Annotated in this window: 11 protein-coding genes and 2 rRNA genes; 3 read left to right on the top strand and 10 right to left on the bottom strand. The window is 69.9% G+C overall.

Annotated features, from left to right (window positions below; genetic code table 11):
- Positions 1–385 precede the first annotated feature (385 nt).
- Entirely contained in the window at positions 386–3,232 is a 2,847-nt protein-coding gene (gene secA / locus ACT2CW_RS30910; protein WP_164436488.1) for a preprotein translocase subunit SecA, read from the bottom strand.
- A 242-nt stretch (positions 3,233–3,474) separates the two neighbouring features.
- Between secA and ACT2CW_RS30905 the strand changes: the two genes are divergently transcribed.
- Both ACT2CW_RS30905 and ACT2CW_RS30900 read left to right on the top strand, forming a co-directional pair.
- The gene (locus ACT2CW_RS30905) at positions 3,475–4,170 is read left to right on the top strand and encodes a GNAT family N-acetyltransferase (protein WP_445519024.1); all 696 of its coding nucleotides are present in this window, start codon (positions 3,475–3,477) and stop codon (positions 4,168–4,170) included.
- A gap of 98 nt (positions 4,171–4,268) precedes the next feature.
- Positions 4,269–5,465, top strand: a complete 1,197-nt coding sequence (locus tag ACT2CW_RS30900) for a winged helix-turn-helix domain-containing protein (protein ID WP_445519023.1) — start codon at positions 4,269–4,271, stop codon at positions 5,463–5,465.
- Positions 5,466–5,576: 111 nt separating this feature from the next.
- Here ACT2CW_RS30900 and ACT2CW_RS30895 read toward each other — a convergent pair whose 3' ends face one another.
- The 7 genes from ACT2CW_RS30895 to mtnA all read right to left on the bottom strand — a co-directional run bounded on the left by ACT2CW_RS30895 (position 5,577) and on the right by mtnA (position 14,405).
- Complete coding sequence (locus tag ACT2CW_RS30895; protein WP_014061176.1) at positions 5,577–6,326, bottom strand: response regulator; 750 nt, start codon at positions 6,324–6,326, stop codon at positions 5,577–5,579.
- 222 nt (positions 6,327–6,548) lie between these two features.
- Positions 6,549–7,238: a ribosome hibernation-promoting factor, HPF/YfiA family gene (gene hpf, locus ACT2CW_RS30890; protein ID WP_037954739.1), complete on the bottom strand. Its 690-nt coding sequence runs from the start codon at positions 7,236–7,238 to the stop codon at positions 6,549–6,551.
- Positions 7,239–7,553: 315 nt separating this feature from the next.
- Entirely contained in the window at positions 7,554–8,351 is a 798-nt protein-coding gene (locus ACT2CW_RS30885) for a ComF family protein (protein WP_445519022.1), read from the bottom strand.
- Between the two features lie 317 nt (positions 8,352–8,668).
- Positions 8,669–10,546, bottom strand: coding sequence for an LpqB family beta-propeller domain-containing protein (locus tag ACT2CW_RS30880; RefSeq protein ID WP_445519021.1), 1,878 nt, complete (start codon positions 10,544–10,546; stop codon positions 8,669–8,671).
- Positions 10,536–12,509, bottom strand: coding sequence for an MtrAB system histidine kinase MtrB (gene mtrB / locus ACT2CW_RS30875; protein WP_445519020.1), 1,974 nt, complete (start codon positions 12,507–12,509; stop codon positions 10,536–10,538). The genes ACT2CW_RS30880 and mtrB overlap by 11 nt, the downstream gene beginning before the upstream one ends.
- Before the next feature lie 64 nt (positions 12,510–12,573).
- Entirely contained in the window at positions 12,574–13,251 is a 678-nt protein-coding gene (gene mtrA / locus ACT2CW_RS30870; RefSeq protein ID WP_014061181.1) for a two-component system response regulator MtrA, read from the bottom strand.
- On the bottom strand, positions 13,248–14,405 hold the full coding sequence (mtnA, locus tag ACT2CW_RS30865; RefSeq protein WP_445519019.1) for an S-methyl-5-thioribose-1-phosphate isomerase: 1,158 nt from the start codon (positions 14,403–14,405) through the stop codon (positions 13,248–13,250). Before mtnA ends, mtrA begins: the two co-directional genes overlap by 4 nt.
- A 149-nt stretch (positions 14,406–14,554) precedes the next feature.
- Here mtnA and ACT2CW_RS30860 point away from each other — a divergent pair, with 149 nt between their 5' ends.
- Positions 14,555–15,820, top strand: a complete 1,266-nt coding sequence (locus ACT2CW_RS30860) for a DUF7544 domain-containing protein (RefSeq protein ID WP_445519018.1) — start codon at positions 14,555–14,557, stop codon at positions 15,818–15,820.
- Positions 15,821–16,129: 309 nt separating this feature from the next.
- Here the strand turns inward: ACT2CW_RS30860 and rrf are convergent.
- Together rrf and ACT2CW_RS30850 are read right to left on the bottom strand one after the other, a co-directional pair.
- Positions 16,130–16,246 (bottom strand): 5S ribosomal RNA (gene rrf / locus ACT2CW_RS30855).
- Positions 16,247–16,336: 90 nt separating this feature from the next.
- A 23S ribosomal RNA gene (locus ACT2CW_RS30850) occupies positions 16,337–17,699 on the bottom strand; the annotation flags it as partial.

Here is a 17,699-nt window from a genome sequence, read left to right as displayed (position 1 = left end):
GCGGAGCCCCAGGTCACGGGGACCCGGAAGCGGAGCCCCAGGTCACGGGGACCCGGAAGCGGAGCCCCAGGTCACGGGGACCCGGAAGCGGAGCCCCAGGTCACGGGGACCCGGAAGCGGAGCCCCAGGTCACGGGGGCCGGGGGCGGAGCCCCTGGTTGCGGGGAGGGGCGGGGAGGGGAAAGCAGCGCCATGCGGCTCCGCCCCGTCGTCCGCCGGACCCCCATAGGGCCCGGGGCTCCCGGGGGCCGACACCGTGGGCCAGCCCCGTACCGCCGCGTGGCGGTACGCCCCGTACCGCCACGCGGCGCGCACAACGCGAACGGGCCGGGGTGCCACGCTCTCGCGCGGCGCCCCGGCCCGTTCACCCCAGCCCAGCCCGGTCACTACTTCTTGCGGCGCCGCCCCTTCTGCGCCTTCCGCCGCTCCGCCCGCGTCAACCCATCAGCCTCCGACCGCGGCGCCGGCGGCGTCTCGCCATTGGGGAAGTCGCCCTCGACGACACCGCCCTCTCCGTCCACCGTCGGAGCGGAGAAGTGCAGCCGGTCCGGCCGCTGCGGGGCCTCCAGGCCCTTGGCGCGGATCTCGGGGCGGGCGGCCGAGGAGCCCGCGGACGGCGCGCCCGCCGGCACCGCGTCCTGCACGTCCTTCTCAAGGGCGACCTGCTCCTCCGCCGCCTCGACCGGCACCTCCTCGACCTGCTGCTCGACCTGGACCTCCAGGTTGAACAGATAGCCGACGGACTCCTCCTTGATGCCCTCCATCATGGCCTGGAACATGTCGAAGCCCTCGCGCTGGTACTCGACCAGCGGGTCCTTCTGGGCCATCGCGCGCAGCCCGATGCCCTCCTGGAGGTAGTCCATCTCGTAGAGGTGCTCGCGCCACTTGCGGTCCAGGACGGAGAGCACGACCCGCCGCTCCAGCTCACGCATGATCTCGGAGCCCAGCTGCTCCTCACGCGCCTCGTACTGCTGGTGGATGTCGTCCTTGATGGACTCCTCGATGAACTCGGCGGTGATCCCGGCGCGGTCGCCGGCCTCCTCCTCCAGCTCCTCGATGGTCACGCTGACCGGGTAGAGCTGCTTGAACGCGTTCCACAGCCGGTCCAGGTCCCACTCCTCGGCGAAGCCCTCGACCGTCTCCGCCCGCACATAGGCCTCGATGGTGTCGTCCATGAAGTGGCCGACCTGGTCCTGAAGGTCCTCGCCCTCCAGGACGCGGCGGCGCTCGCCGTAGATGACCTCGCGCTGGCGGTTGAGGACCTCGTCGTACTTCAGGACGTTCTTACGGGTCTCGAAGTTCTGCTGCTCGACCTGCGACTGGGCGGAGGCGATGGCCCGCGTGACCATCTTGTTCTCGATCGGGACGTCGTCCGGGACGTTCGCCATCGCCATGACGCGCTCGACCATCTGCGCCTTGAACAGCCGCATCAGGTCGTCGCCGAGGGAGAGGTAGAAGCGGGACTCGCCGGGGTCGCCCTGACGGCCGGAGCGGCCGCGCAGCTGGTTGTCGATACGGCGCGACTCATGGCGCTCGGTGCCCAGCACATACAGCCCGCCGAGCTCCTTGACCTCCTCGAACTCGGCCTTGACCGCGGCCTCGGCCTTCTCCAGGGCGGCGGGCAGCGCGGCCGCCCACTCCTCGGAGTGCTCCACCGGGTCCAGACCGCGCTGGCGCAGCTCGGCCTCGGCGAGGTCGTCGGGGTTGCCACCGAGCTTGATGTCGGTACCGCGGCCCGCCATGTTGGTCGCGACGGTCACGGCGCCCTTACGGCCGGCCTGGGCGACGATCGTCGCCTCCCGGTCGTGCTGCTTGGCGTTGAGCACCTCATGCGGCACCCCGCGCTTGGCGAGCTGCTGGGAGAGGTACTCGGACTTCTCCACCGAGGTCGTGCCGACCAGGACCGGCTGGCCCTTGGTGTGCTTCTCGACGATGTCCTCGACCACCGCGTCGAACTTCGCGACCTCGGTGCGGTAGATCAGGTCGGACTGGTCGAGCCGGGCAAGCGGGCGGTGGGTCGGGATCGGCACCACGCCGAGCTTGTAGATCTGGTGGAACTCGGCGGCCTCGGTCATCGCCGTACCGGTCATGCCGGAGAGCTTGTCGTACAGGCGGAAGAAGTTCTGGAGGGTGATCGTGGCGAGCGTCTGGTTCTCGTCCTTGATCTCCACCCCTTCCTTCGCCTCGATGGCCTGGTGCATGCCCTCGTTGTAGCGGCGGCCCGCGAGGATACGGCCGGTGTGCTCGTCGACGATCATGACTTCGCCGTCCATGACGACGTAGTCCTTGTCCTTCTTGAAGAGCTCCTTGGCCTTGATCGCGTTGTTGAGGTAGCCGACCAGCGGGGTGTTGACCGACTCGTAGAGGTTGTCGATCCCCAGCCAGTCCTCGACCTTGGTGACCCCGGACTCATGGATGCCGACGGTGCGCTTCTTCTCGTCGACCTCGTAGTCCCCGGTCTCCTCCTGGCCCTTCTGCGGCTCGGCGGCCTGGCCCCGGGTGAGCCGGGTGACCAGCTTGGCGAAGTCGCCGTACCACTTGGTGGCCTGGTCGGCCGGGCCGGAGATGATCAGCGGCGTACGGGCCTCGTCCACCAGGATCGAGTCGACCTCGTCCACGATCGCGTAGTTGTGGCCGCGCTGGACCAGCTCGTCCTTCGACCACGCCATGTTGTCGCGCAGATAGTCGAAGCCGAACTCGTTGTTGGTGCCGTAGGTGATGTCGCACGCGTACTGCTCGCGGCGCTGCGCCGGGGTCATGTTGGCGAGGATGCAGCCGACCTCGAGGCCGAGGAACCGGTGCACCCGGCCCATCCACTCGGAGTCGCGCTCGGCCAGGTAGTCGTTGACCGTGATGAGGTGGACGCCCTTGCCCGACAGCGCGTTCAGATACGCCGGGAGGGTGCCGACCAGGGTCTTGCCCTCACCGGTCTTCATCTCGGCGACATACCCGAGATGCAGCGCCGCGCCGCCCATCAGCTGGACGTCGTAGTGACGCTGTCCGAGCACCCGCTTGGCCGCCTCGCGCACCGTGGCGAACGCTTCGGGCATCAGGTCGTCGAGGGACTCACCGTCTTCATAGCGCTGCTTGTACTCGTCGGTGAGGGCGCGCAGCTCGGCGTCGGAGAGGGACAGGAAGTCCTCTTCGATGGAATTGACCTGGTCCGCGATGCGGTGCAGCTTGCGCAGGATCTTTCCTTCGCCTGCACGCATGAGCTTGTTGAGGACGGACACGTAGGCTGGCTCCTTGCCGGTCGGGCCTGGCACGGTCGGGGTGCGCTGGCGCGGCATTGTCAAGGGGCGCAGGCCCCGCCGCAACGGCCATCGTAAGACAGACCCCGGCACGCCGGGAGGTCCGTCACCACGAGGACCGGATGTCACCTCACCGTGTCAACGCCCGAGAGGCCCCCCAGGTGCCCTCCAATTCGCCGAAACCGCTCGCGGTGAGTGACGACGGCGGCGCAGACTCGGGTCGCATGGAGCCTGTCACCCTCACCACCGAGCGCCTGGTCCTGCGCCCCTTCCGGCCCTCCGACACGGACGCGGTCTTCGCCGCTTGTCAGGACCCGGACATCCAGCGATGGACCAGCGTGCCCTCCCCGTACGAACGCGCGCACGCGGCGGACTTCACCGGCCGGATCTGCCCCGAGAACTGGCGTGACGACGTGACCTACGACTTCGCGGTGGTCACCAAGGGTGACGGCGCGCTCGTCGGTGCCATGGGCCTGGTCCGGCTGGCCCATCTGCGCTCCCCCGAGCACCAGGCCGAGCTGGGCTACTGGACGGCGCGCGAGCAGCGGCGGCGCGGCTATACGGGTGAGGCGGCGCGGGCCGTGATCGAGTGGGCGTTCACCCGGCTCGGGGTGGAGCGCCTGGAGTGGTGCAGCGAGGCCGGGAACGAGGGCTCGCGGGCGGTCGCCCTCGGGGTGGGCTTCCGGATGGAGGGGACGGACCGCGCCCGGATCGTCCACCAGGGGACCCGGCGGGACGCCTGGCGGGGCGCGCTGCTGCCCTCCGACTGGGGGCTGCCCTCGACGACGCCGTATCTGCCCGCGAAGGCGGCCGTGGCGGCCAACGCGCCCCAGGACCCCTCGGAGGCGTCCGGGCGGGCGGACCGGGCAGGCCGGGCGGACCGGACGGACCGGGCGTCCACGGCGCCGTCGGTCGCCTGAGAGCCGCGTCGGCGGTCGAGGGGCCCGGGGCCTGGGGCAACCGGCGGACGCGGGCGGCGTCGGCGGCGTTGTCAGTGGGTGCTACTACGGTGGCGCGCATGACGAACGCCGCCACCGGGTCCGCCGTGGACCGCATGCCCGAGGCCACCCTCTCCGCCGACGAGGCGCGCCGGATAGCGCTGCGCGCCCAGGGGCTGCTGGGCGCCCCCGACCGGCGTGGCGGGGTGCGGGGCGTGCTGCGCCACCTGGGCGCGGTGCAGCTCGACACGATCTCGGTGCTGGCCCGCTCCCATGAGCTGATTCCGTACGCACGGCTGGGCGCGGTCGGCCGCAAGACGGTCGAGTCGGCGTACTGGACCGGCACCCACGCCTTCGAGTACTGGTCGCATGCCGCGTGCGTGCTGCCGATCGAGGAGTGGCCGCACTTCGCCTTCCGGCGCCGCGCCTACCGCCTCCGGCCGCACTGGCACCACGAGCTGCCGGACGGGGTGTACGAGACGGTGGTGAAGCAGCTGCGCGCGGAGGGCCCGCTGACCGCGACGGAGCTGGGCGGGGCCAAGAACGGCGGGCCGTGGTGGGACTGGTCGGCCGCGAAGATCGCGGTCGAGCGGGCGCTGATGTTCGGCGAGGTGGTGTGCGTCGAGCGGCGCGGCTGGAAGCGGGTGTACGACCTGGCGGAGCGCGCCGTGCCGGACGCCCTGCTCCATGACGACCTGGACGACCTGGAGTGTCTGCGCCGGCTGGTCCGGCTGGCCGGGCAGTCCCTGGGCGTGGGCACGCGGGCGGACATCGCCGACTACCACCGGCTCAAGGGCGAGCAGGTGCAGGCGGTGATCGCGGACTCGGGGCTGGTGCCGGTGGCGGTCGAGGGCTGGGACAAACCGGCCTGGGCGGACCCCGAGGCGCTGGCCACCCCGCCGCGCGGCAGGCACCGCACCACCCTGCTGTCGCCCTTCGACTCGCTGATATGGGACCGGGCGCGCACCGAGCGGATCTTCGGCTTCAGCCATCGGCTGGAGGCGTATGTGCCCAGGCCCAAGCGGGTCTACGGCTACTTCGCCATGCCGCTGCTGTCCGGCGGGCGGCTGCTGGGCCGGGTCGATCCGGCCCGGAAGGGGACGACCCTGGTCGCCCGGCAGGTCTCCCTGGAGTCGCCGAAGGCGGTGGCCCCCATGGCGCAGGCGCTGCGGGAGGCGGCCGAATGGGTGGGCTGCGACGCCGTACGCGTCGAGCGCGTGGACCGCCCGGAGCTGGCCGCACCGCTCGTGGCGGCGGTCTCGGCGGCGGTCGCCTGACCCGATCCCGGCTCACCCGGGGCTTCGGCCCCGGGCATCGGGCTCCGGGCTCCGGGCTCCGGGCTCCGGGCTCCGGGCTCCGGGCTCCGGGCTCCGGCGGAGGCGTAACCCTCACCTGATCTCGAGGATCTTCTCCCGCATCGCGTACACCACGGCCTCCATCCTGGAGTGCAGCTGCAATTTCTCCAGAATGTTGCGCACATGGTTCTTCACGGTGTTCTCGCTGATGAACAGCTCCTTGGCGATATCCCGGTTGTTCATTCCGGTCGCCACCAGCTTGAGCACCTCCAGCTCCCGGTCGGTGAGCCGGGGCGCGGGCACCAGCCGCCGCTCGTCGGTGCGCTGGATCATCGACTTGAACTCGGTCAGCAGCTTGGCCGCCATCGACGGGCTGATCTGCGACTGGCCGTCCGCCACCGCCCGGATCGCGGTCGAGACCTCGTCGGTCGAGATCTCCTTCAGCAGATAGCCCGTGGCCCCTGCCTTGATCGCGTCGTAGAGATCGGCTTCCTCATCGCTGATCGTCAGCATGATGATCTTGGCGCTGGGTGCCACCTCCTTGATGGCGGTGCACGCCTCGATCCCCCCGCGCTTGGGCATCCGCACATCCATCAGGACGATGTCCGGCAGCAGATCCGCCGCCTTGTCCACGGCCTCGGCCCCGTCCCCCGCCTCGCCGACGACCTGGATGTCCTCCTCCTGGGCCAGGACGATCTCCAATCCACGCCGGAAGAGCGCGTGGTCGTCCACGACGAGGACCCGAATCGGCTCCTTGCGCGGTTCGCCGCGCGGCTCGCCCCCGTCCGGACCGACGCCATGGTCTTCACCGGCGTCGGACACGGGCCCGAAGCTGTCCGCCATCGTTCCTCCCCCTGAAGGCCATGGCCCTTGCGGTCCGCACCTTGGGTGCACTCGGTCTGGCGTCAACCGGTGCTTTCGCTACACCGGTTGGCCGCCGGGCCATGATTTCATGCCCGGACGGCGGAATGGTCCCGCCGTGGTCGCACGGAGGTGCCCCGGGGGGCGCGCAGGCGCTCCGGGGCACCACTGACGTGTCAGGCTGGATTCGGCTGAATTTCTCGGTCAGCCACCGAGTGCGCCACCGGCGCCGCCGGCTGCCTCTCCGACGAACGCTTCCGGCTGAAGATGAATCACCCCGTAGTCATAGCCATGCCGCCGGTAGACGACGCTGGGTCGATTGGTGTCGGAGTCGACGAACAGATAGAAGTCGTGCCCGACCAGCTCCATCTCGTAGAGAGCCTGGTCGAGCGACATGGGAGCCGCGGCGTGAGTCTTCTCCCGGACCACCAGGGGGCCCTCGCCCTGGACTTCCAGGGGGCCCATCCGGGTGGTGGGGACGGTCTCCGCCGTGCGCTGGGGGGCGATATCCCCATGCCCGTTGATCCGCGCCGCGTTGGGCACGGTGATGGCCACGTCGCTGGCCGGAATGCGACCGTTGCCCCGGCGGGTATGGCGCTTGTCGTGCTGCTTGCGCATCCGTGCCTCCAGCTTGCTGGCCGCCAGGTCCAGCGCTGCGTACGGATCGGCTGCGGCGGCCTCCGCCCGGATCACCGGGCCGCGCGAGCGGAGCGTGATCTCCACTCGGTCGGCGCGGTCGGACTGCCGCGGGTTGTGCTCCTTGGACACCTCGACGTCGAGGCTGATCACCTTGCCGTCGAGCTTCTGGATCTTATCCAGCTTCAGCTTCTCGGCCACGTGCTTCCGGAACCGCTCGGGCACCTCAGTTTTACGGCCCTTGACGACGATGTCCACGCAGAACTCCGTTCCCGGGTAGCTCCAGTCAGTATCGGAGCGTCATCCCTTGTGCACTTGGCTCCGGCGTCTTCCGGAGCCACCGGCTTGGCGCTTTCGACTCCTCCTTCCCATGGGGGCGATCTCAATCCCGATTGTTCCAAGCCTCACCAGAATGCAGGCAAAACACGCCAACCGGATGAGTGAGTCATAGCACCCGCCATTCCTCACAACCGAACATAGCTCGACCGGTCGGAAGTCGGCACCCCCTACCGGCCCGTACCTCCGATCAGGTGCTTTGCCACGCTTACTGCCTGCAACGATGTGGCTTCGTAATCAGTTCCGGTTGGTGGCCGTCAGGGGTGCCGCGACCACGGCCGCGCCGATGACCAGCCCTCCGGCCGCCGTCACCGCCCGCGCCGCCTCGGCGAGCGAGGCTCCTGTGGTCATCAGATCGTCCACCACCACTACGGGGCCCGCCACCAACAGCCGCCCGCCGCCGGGGACCGCGCCCAGCGCCCCGGTCACATTCGCCCGCCGCTGCCGCGCGTCCAGCCCCGACTGGTCGGTCACCCGGCGCCGCTGGCACAGCACGGCCGGGACCCTCACCGGGCGCCCGTCGGCCCGCAGCACGCTCGCCGCGGCGAGCGCGATCCGCCGGGCCGGGTCATGCCCCCGGGCGCCCACCGAGCGCCGGGCCGACGGCACCGGCACCAGCAGCAGCGGCCCTCCGCGAGCTCTCGCCCCCGGTCCGGCACCGGGTCTCGCACCCGGTCTCGCCCCGCATGCCGCGCCCGATCCCACGGCCGCCCGCCCTCGGGGCCCCGCACCGGGCCCGCCGCCGGTGCAGGCCGCCCGTACCGCTCTCGCCAGCGTCTCGCCCAGCGGCCGCGCCAGCCGGAGCGCTCCCCGCTCCTTGTGCGCGAGCAGCACGGCCCGCGCCTCGTCCACGTAATCCACCGCCGCGTGGACCACCGGCAGCCCCGGCGGCGCCGGGCTCGGCTCCACCCGGCGCACCGCGGTCCCCCGCAGCGCTCCACGACAACGGTCACACAACGTGCCGCCTGGCCGACCGCATCCGGCGCAGTCGGCCGGCAGCACCAGATCGGAGATCTCCTGCCACCAGCCCCGCATGAACACCACTGTCCCGGCGGTCGGGCCACGGCGCCACCCCTTGTGGACAACCGCGCACATGTGGACAACCAGCCACCCCCGATCGGTGCCCTGGCCTAAGAGCCGGGGCGGACCCGGGCAGACCTGGACCTGACCGAGCAGGCCTGAGCGGATCGGTGGAAGTCGGCCGCGGTTCGGTGGCGCCCCGAAGGGGCGCGGGGCTGTGTCGATGTGCGGCTCCGCCGCGGCTGTGTCGATATGCGGCTCCGCCGCGTGGGACCAGCCACGACGGCGCCGCAGACGATCGACGGCAGGTCGGGGCACGTCCAGCGAAGCGCTTAGCCGGGGTAGACCGGAGCCGAGCCGTCCTGGTCCACGGTCTTCCAGTCGGTGTTCGGCAGCAGCCGGACGATGCCGTTCTCCCTGGTCTCGGCGATCAGCGGGCGGGTCTGGTCCTCCGAGGCGCCGATCGACTGCACACCGTTCGGGCCCGGCACCTCCGGGACGTTCGCCGGGGAGCCGTCGGACTCCACGTACTGGAGCTGCTGCACCCCGTCCGACTCCCGGCCCGCGACCACCAGCCGACTGTCCCCGGCCCACGAGAAGGTGTCCACGTCCTCCAGCTTCGGCGCGACCGCCCGCAGCGCCCCCACCGACAGCTTCGGGGCGTCCGCGGTGCCCCGCCGCTCGATCCGGCCGAGCCGCAGCGTGGTGTGACCGGACCGCTTGACCAGCATCGCGATCCTGGAGCCGTCCGCGGACACCCGCAGCGCCGTGATCCGGCCACCGTCCAGCTCGGGCAGCCGTACCTCGTCCGCCGGTCCGGTGCCGCCCCGCAGCCGCAGCAGCCTCGGCTGCCGCGGATCCCGGTCGGCCACCCACAGACCACCCAGCCCGTCCCAGCTCGGCGCCGTCAGACCGTGCTCCACGCTGCCGCCCCGGCTGCGCACCCGCACCTTGCCGCGCTCGGCGTCCGACGTGAGCTCGGTCACATACAGCGCCGAGCCGTCGGCGGTGACCCCCGCCGCGTCCCGCTCGTCGCGGGAGACCGCCACCGAGCCCAGCCCCGCCTCATCGGCGCCGAACGGCCCCGGAACGGGCTGTGGCCGGTCCTCGTCGTCCGACAGCCGGACCATCCGGTGCTCGGAGTCCACAAAGTACTGGTGCCGCGGATGGCCCTCGACCCCGTCCGGGGCGTAGGCCCGCGCCGCGTCGCTGGAGAGTGCACATAGCTCCGAACCGTTCTGCCGCTCCAGCCGCACCCCGCTGACCTGGGACGACCCCTCGCCCAGATCCTGGACCGTGAACAGCGTCTGCGCCGCCATCCGGGCACAGCGCGCCGCGCTGATCTGCGCGGCCCGTTCGTTCAGCCGGATCTTCAGCGCGTTCGAGTCGTCCAGCGACAGCCGCTCGTCCCGGCGGCCGAGCGCCGCACCGCGCGGGAAGGAGCTGCTGACCACCGGCTCCAGCCACCCCGTGGGGCCGTCCAGCAGCGCCTTGACGGTCGCGGTCACCGGGTCGATACGCCGCCGCACATAGACCGGATCGGCCACCAGCACATTGTCTCCGGCCTTCGAGTCCTCGGCGTCCGGGCCGAGATCGGCGAAGTAGTACTTGTTGACCGAGCGGTAGATCCGCTGGAAGTCGGACTCGCCGAGGATCAGCCCCCGCGGCGGCCCGTCGATCCGCCACTCGGACCCGCTCAGGGTGAGATGGATGCGCTCCTCGTACGGCTGCTCATCGGGCTTGTAGGCGTGGGTCTCGTCCACGAGGGCGATCCGCTTGCCCGACAGCACGACCGTCTTACCGTTGCCGTCCCGGTCGCCCGGGTCCGTCTCCACCCGCACGTCAGGCGCCTGGTCCAGCACAGTGGTGGCCGCGAAGGGCTGCCACCGCTTGACCGCGCTCTTGGTCAGGTACTCCTTCGCCGTGCCGAAGTTCTCCTCGTCGCTCGTCGTGGCCTCCAGGAAGCCGGAGACCAGCTCGGCGGGCTGCTCGCCCTTGCCCGGGCTCACCCCGTACACCCGCACCTGCGAGTCGACGTCGGAGCGCGGCGAGGAGTCCACCCGCCGCACATCGCCGCTGTCGGGCATCGAGGCACAGCCGGACAGCAGCAGGGCGCCACAGGCCAGCAGCACGGGCGCGCTCAGGCCCCGGCCGCCCGGGCGGCGCACCCGGCGGCGGAAACGGCGACGGTCGGCACGGTCAGCGCCCACGGGGGCGGCCCTCCCCTTCGTTCGATGGCGTCGGCCGGGCGGACGGCTCCTGGCCGCCCCGCGGGCCGTCGGACGGCGTCTCCGGGGTGCCGCGCACCACCCGGGCCCCGTTGCCCGGCAGGGCCGTCGGATCGGCGGACGGCGCCGCGGCGTCGGCGGGCAGCGCGGAGCGCGGCTGCGCGGGCACCGCCGCCAGCCGCTCCGCCGGGGGCTGCGGGGGCACGGCCTCACTCGGACGGCGGTTGCGCCGGGAGTCCTCGGGCTCCAGGGGGATCGGCGAGCCGCGCAGCACATCGCCCGCGGTGCGCGGCAGCGTCAGCCGGAACTGCGAACCGCCGCCGGGCTCGCCCCACGCCTGGAGCCAGCCGCCGTGCAGCCGCGCGTCCTCCACCGCGATCGACAGGCCGAGGCCGGTGCCGCCAGTGGTACGCGCACGGGCCGGATCGGCCCGCCAGAAGCGGTTGAACACCCGCGTCGCCTCGCCGGGCTTGAGCCCGACGCCGTAGTCCCGCACCGCGACGGCCACCGCGCCGCCCGCCGTCGCGAGCCGCACGACCACATCGCGGCCCTCACCGTGCTCCACAGCGTTGACCACCAGATTGCGCAGCACCCGCTCGACACGACGGGTGTCCGCCTCGGCGATCACCGGCGCCTCGGCGCCCCGCACCAGGATCCGGGTGCCCTTGGCCTCGGCGAGCGGCTCGGCCCCGTCCACCACCCGGTGCACCACATCGCGCAGATCGATCGGCTCGGCCTCCAGCGCGGCCGCGCCCGCGTCGAACCGGCTGATCTCCAGCAGATCGCTGAGCAGCGACTCGAAGCGGTCGACCTGGCCCCACAGCAGCTCGGCCGAGCGCGCGGTGATCGGATCGAAGTCCTCACGCGCCTCGTGGATGACGTCCGCCGCCATCCTTACGGTCGTCAGCGGGGTGCGCAGCTCATGGGAGACATCGGAGACGAAGCGGCGCTGCATCCGGGAGAGCTCCTCCAGCTGCTGGATCTTGAGCTGGAGGTTCTGCGCCATCTTGTTGAACGACTCGCCCAGTCGGGCGATGTCGTCCTCCCCGGTGACCTTCATCCGCTCCTGGAGCAGTCCGGCCGCCAGCCGCTCGGAGATCCCCGCCGCCATCCTTACGGGCGTCACGACCTGCCTGACCACCACCCAGGCGATGGCCCCGAGCAGCACCACCACGAACACCCCGGCCGTGGCCAGGGTGCCCTTGACCAGGCTCAGGGACTTCTCCTCCTGGGTGAACGGGAAGAGGTAGTACAGCTGGTAGGCGTCACCGTTGTTGTCGTCCAGACGCTTGCCGATGATCAGCGCGGGCTCGGCGTCCCCGGAGCCCGCGTGCACGATCTTCCCGTAGCGCTCGTACGGCGCGGTGCGGCCCTCGTCCACCCGACGGCGCAGATCGGCGGGCACACTGTCCGGCTGGACATCGCCGGAGGCTCGCGGCCCCCGGCTGGCCACGTAGGGCGTCTCGCCGGAGTCCGAGCTGAGCGCCACCACCGAATAGGCGCCCTTGCCACCGCTGGCGAGCTGCTCCACCAGCGCGTTCAGCCAGGCACCGGAGTCCTGGGCGCCGGCCCCGGCCCCGTCCTGGCCACGGTTGTCGCTCTTGCGGTCGGCCATCTGCTCGGCCACCTCGAAGCCGCCGACGGCCTGGCCCTGTGCCGCATGGCGCTTGGCGTCCAGCAGACCGTTGCGCACCTGCCCGATGACCACCAGGCCCAGCAGCAGCACCACACCGAGCGACATCAGCAGCGTGGTGGCCACCACCCGCAGCTGGATGTTCCGCCGCCACAGCCGGGCAGCGGGCAGCAGCGGACGCCGCACCCACCGGCCGAACAGCCGGATCACCGGGTGGGCCGGCCCTCCGGACGCCCCGTCGGGCAGCAGATGCCCGCCGCTCCACAACCTGCGCAGCAGCGGTATCTCACCCGCCGGATCGGGCCGCCCCATCCGGGCACCCTCCGGAGCCCCGCCGCCCGGACCACCGGGCTGCGGCGCCGTACCACCGGTCATCTCAGCTGGGCCCGGCCTTGTAGCCGACACCGCGCACGGTCACGACGATCTCCGGCCGCTCCGGGTCCTTCTCGACCTTCGACCGCAGTCGCTGCACATGCACATTCACCAGCCGGGTGTCGGCGGCATGCCGATAGCCCCACACCTGCTCCAGCAGCACCTCACGGGTGAACACCTGCCACGGCTTACGGGCCAGCGCCACCAGAAGATCGAACTCCAGCGGCGTCAGCGCTATCGACTGGCCGTCCCGCTTCACCGAGTGCCCCGCCACGTCGATCACCAGATCGCCGATGGCCAACTGCTCCGGCGCCGGCTCCTCGGAACGCCTCAGCCGCGCCCGGATCCGGGCCACCAGCTCCTTCGGCTTGAACGGCTTGACGATGTAGTCATCCGCCCCGGACTCGAGCCCGACCACCACATCGACCGTGTCGCTCTTGGCCGTGAGCATGACGATCGGCACCCCGGACTCGGCCCGGATCAGCCGGCACACCTCGATGCCATCCCGTCCGGGCAGCATCAGATCGAGCAGCACAAGATCGGGCTTGGTCTCACGGAAGGCGGCAAGAGCCTTGTCGCCGTCCGACACGAACGACGGTTCAAAGCCTTCGCCGCGCAGCACGATGCCGAGCATCTCTGCCAGTGCGGTGTCGTCGTCGACGACAAGGACGCGTCCCTTCATATCGACATCATCCCATTACCCGATCGTGACCTGGACCACAGCTCGGCGATACCGTCCGCGGTGACCGGGGAAATCACGCCGTCCTCGGTGACAATCGCCGTCACCAACTCCGGCGGTGTGACGTCGAAGGCCGGATTGTGGGCCTGTGTGCCCAGCGGAGCGACCGGCACTCCGGTGCCCGCCTCCTGTCCGGCGATGGGCACGTACGGAATTGTGATGTCTGTCACCTCATGTCCAGGGCGCTGTTCAACCTCGATCGCGGCTCCGTCGGGAGTGGCCGGGTCCACCGTGGTGGTCGGGGCGACCACCACGAACGGCACATGGTGGTAGCGGGCCAGCACCGCGAGCGGATAGCTGCCCACCTTGTTGGCCACCGAGCCGTCCGCGGCGATCCGGTCCGCACCGATCAGCACCGCGTCCACCTCACCGGCCGCGAAGAGCGAGCCCGCCGCGTTGTCGGCGAGCAGCGTGTACGCCATACCGGCGCGCGCCGCCTCGTACGCGGTCAACCGCGCCCCCTGGAGCAGGGGCCGGGTCTCGTCCACCCAGAGCCGCCGCAGCTGCCCCGCCCGGTGCACCGCCTTGACCACGGCCAGGGCGGTCCCCTCGCCTCCGGAGACCAGGGCACCGGTGTTGCAGTGGGTGAGGATCCGATGACCCCCGGCAGGCAGCAGCTCTTCGAGGAGCGCCTGACCATGGGCCGCCATGCGCTCGCTGGCCTCGGCGTCCTCCCGGTGCAGAACACGGGCCTCGGCGAGGGCTGCCGCGGCGGCCTGGGCGTCATCCGCGTCATCCCGGAGCGCCGCGTGATACGCGGCGACGGCCCGCCGGACCCCATAGGCGAGGTTGACGGCCGTGGGACGGGCATGGGCGAGCGATTCGGCGGCCTCGTCCACATCGAAACCGCGGGACGCGGCGAGCGCGATCCCGTAGGCCCCGGCGAGGCCGAGCAGCGGGGCGCCGCGCACGGCGAGGGAGCGGATCGCCTCCACCAGCGCCGGCACATCGGTGCACACCAGATCGACCTCTTCGGCGGGCAGCCGGGTCTGGTCGAGAAGTACCAGTACGGGCCCCTCCGGGGGCTCCTCCCAACGCAGCGCCAGAGCGGTAGGAGGTATGGAGCCTTCCGGGGACACCGGATGCTGATCAGCCATCCGCACAGTTTGCCTTGTGCGCCACCGACTATTGAAGTGCCGGACCGCCCCCAGTGACCGGTACGGGGTGGAACGCACCGTGGCACGATGGCTGACATACGCCCGCCGCGGACGCCGCGGCCGGTCAACGAACAACCTACGGAGCGACGATGAATGACTCTCCGGGCTTGGCCCCGCCCGGATCGTCCCCTTCCGACGAACCGGACCACGGCGCTCAGCAGCAGGGCGAGCCCGCCGACCAGCCCGCCCCGGAGCAGCGAGCATGGGGCGAACAGTGGGCCCGCCGCCAGCCGCCGCCCGGCCGCTGGGCCGCGACGGGACGCCGCACGCCACCGCCGGTGCCGCCCGCGCCCGCGCCGGGTGGCGGATGGGGCACCGGCCGGCGTCAGCCGCCCGCTCCCCGCCCCGGTGTCATTCCGCTGCGGCCGCTGGGCGTCAGCGAGATCCTGGACGGCGCGGTGGCGATCATGCGCGCCCACTGGCGCACGGTCCTCGGCATCTCGCTGATCGTCTCGATCATCACTCAGGGACTGATCACGGCCGCCACCGGACTGTGGTTCAACGACGGCCGGGGGAACGAGAGCAAGGTCCTCGACGATCCGGACGCCACCGTCGGCCAGGCGCTGCGCGCCGTCCGAGACTCGCTCGGGGACAGCGGAGTCACCCTGCTGCTCGGTGTCCTCGGGACGATCGTCACCACCGCCCTGCTCACCGTGGTCGCGGCACGCGCGGTGCTGGGCCGGAACGTGTCCGCCAAGGAGGCCTGGGCCGGTGCCCGGCCGCACCTCCTCCAGCTGTGCGGGTTGCTCCTGCTGATCCCCGCCATCGCCACGGCCGTCATCGCCGCCGGTATGACGCCGGGTCTGCTGCTCGCCGTCGCGGGCGTGCCGAGCGAGGGCGCCGCGCTGGCCTCTCTGGGCGGGCTCGCCGCGGCATGCGTCGCCGCCTGGCTCTGGGTCCGCTTCAGCCTCGCCGCTCCCGCCCTGATGCTGGAGAAGCAGGGCATCATCAAGGCCCTGCGACGCTCCTTCAAGCTGGTGCGCGGCTCGTGGGGACGCGTCTTCGGCATCCAACTGCTGGCCGTCGTCCTGGTCTTCATCGTCGGCGCCATCGTCGAGATCCCCACCAGCCTGGTCGCCATGGTGATCGGCGGGGACAACGCCATGGACTGGCTGTCCGGCGAATCCGTCTCCGTCGGCTGGACCTTCCTGATCGTGGTCGGCGTCGGCGGAGTGATCAGCTCGGCCATCACCTTCCCGATCAGCGCAGGTGTGACGGCCCTCCTCTACATGGACCAGCGCATCCGGCGCGAGGCCCTCGACCTGGAGCTCGTCCGCGCCGCGGGGATGTCGGAAAACTCGGCAGAAGGTCATGGCGAGGACCAGCCGACCGTCGGCTCCACGTCCTGGAACTGACGGCATCACAACAGGTAGGGACGGACGGGGCGTCACCCTACGCCCCCTCACCGCACAGCCCGTCATGCTCACAGGCCATCACCTCCCCCTTCACCCGCTCGGCACCTACGTCTGCTGTCACTTAGGCCTCTTGACCGATCGTCAGGAGTCCGCCTGACTGGCCCTCACTGACTACTCTGCGTGACAGCAGCCACGCTGCGCCAGAGCGCTGATGCCTTTTCACTCGATCCGGTGGAACATGCGATCGAGTGGGAACGCAAAAATGCCTCGGTCCCGAGCACTGTGTACTCGGGACCGAGGCTAAAATTTGTTCGGCGGCGTCCTACTCTCCCACAGGGTCCCCCCTGCAGTACCATCGGCGCTGAAAGGCTTAGCTTCCGGGTTCGGAATGTAACCGGGCGTTTCCCTAACGCTATAACCACCGAAACACTATGAAGATGAACCGGACCCAGCCCACACAAAGGGGCGGTCAGACGGTTCATTGCTTCAGAACCAACACAGTGGACGCGAGCACCTGAGGACAAGCCCTCGGCCTATTAGTACCAGTCAACTCCACCGGTCACCCGGCTTCCATATCTGGCCTATCAACCCAGTCGTCTACTGGGAGCCTTAACCCATCACGTGGGTGGGAGCCCTCATCTCGAAGCAGGCTTCCCGCTTAGATGCTTTCAGCGGTTATCCCTCCCGAACGTAGCCAACCAGCCATGCCCTTGGCAGAACAACTGGCACACCAGAGGTTCGTCCGTCCCGGTCCTCTCGTACTAGGGACAGCCCTTCTCAAGACTCCTACGCGCACAGCGGATAGGGACCGAACTGTCTCACGACGTTCTAAACCCAGCTCGCGTACCGCTTTAATGGGCGAACAGCCCAACCCTTGGGACCGACTCCAGCCCCAGGATGCGACGAGCCGACATCGAGGTGCCAAACCATCCCGTCGATATGGACTCTTGGGGAAGATCAGCCTGTTATCCCCGGGGTACCTTTTATCCGTTGAGCGACGGCGCTTCCACAAGCCACCGCCGGATCACTAGTCCCGACTTTCGTCCCTGCTCGACCCGTCAGTCTCACAGTCAAGCTCCCTTGTGCACTTACACTCAACACCTGATTGCCAACCAGGCTGAGGGAACCTTTGGGCGCCTCCGTTACCCTTTAGGAGGCAACCGCCCCAGTTAAACTACCCACCAGACACTGTCCCTGATCCGGATCACGGACCCAGGTTAGACATCCAGCACGACCAGAGTGGTATTTCAACAACGACTCCCCCTGAACTGGCGTCCAGAGATCACAGTCTCCCACCTATCCTACACAAGCCGAACCGAACACCAATATCAAGCTGTAGTAAAGGTCCCGGGGTCTTTCCGTCCTGCTGCGCGAAACGAGCATCTTTACTCGTAATGCAATTTCACCGGGCCTATGGTTGAGACAGTCGAGAAGTCGTTACGCCATTCGTGCAGGTCGGAACTTACCCGACAAGGAATTTCGCTACCTTAGGATGGTTATAGTTACCACCGCCGTTTACTGGCGCTTAAGTTCTCAGCTTCGCGGAATCGAAATCCCACTAACCGGTCCCCTTAACGTTCCAGCACCGGGCAGGCGTCAGTCCGTATACATCGCCTTACGGCTTCGCACGGACCTGTGTTTTTAGTAAACAGTCGCTTCTCGCTGGTCTCTGCGGCCACCACCAGCTCACACCGCAAGGGTGATCACCAGCAATGGCCCCCCTTCTCCCGAAGTTACGGGGGCATTTTGCCGAGTTCCTTAACCATAGTTCACCCGAACGCCTCGGTATTCTCTACCTGACCACCTGAGTCGGTTTAGGGTACGGGCCGCCATGAAACTCGCTAGAGGCTTTTCTCGACAGCATAGGATCATCCACTTC

Source organism: Streptomyces sp. NEAU-174, assembly GCF_052665095.1.
The sequence above is the reverse complement of the archived record's forward strand: the minus strand, read 5'-3'. Positions and strand labels throughout refer to the sequence as shown.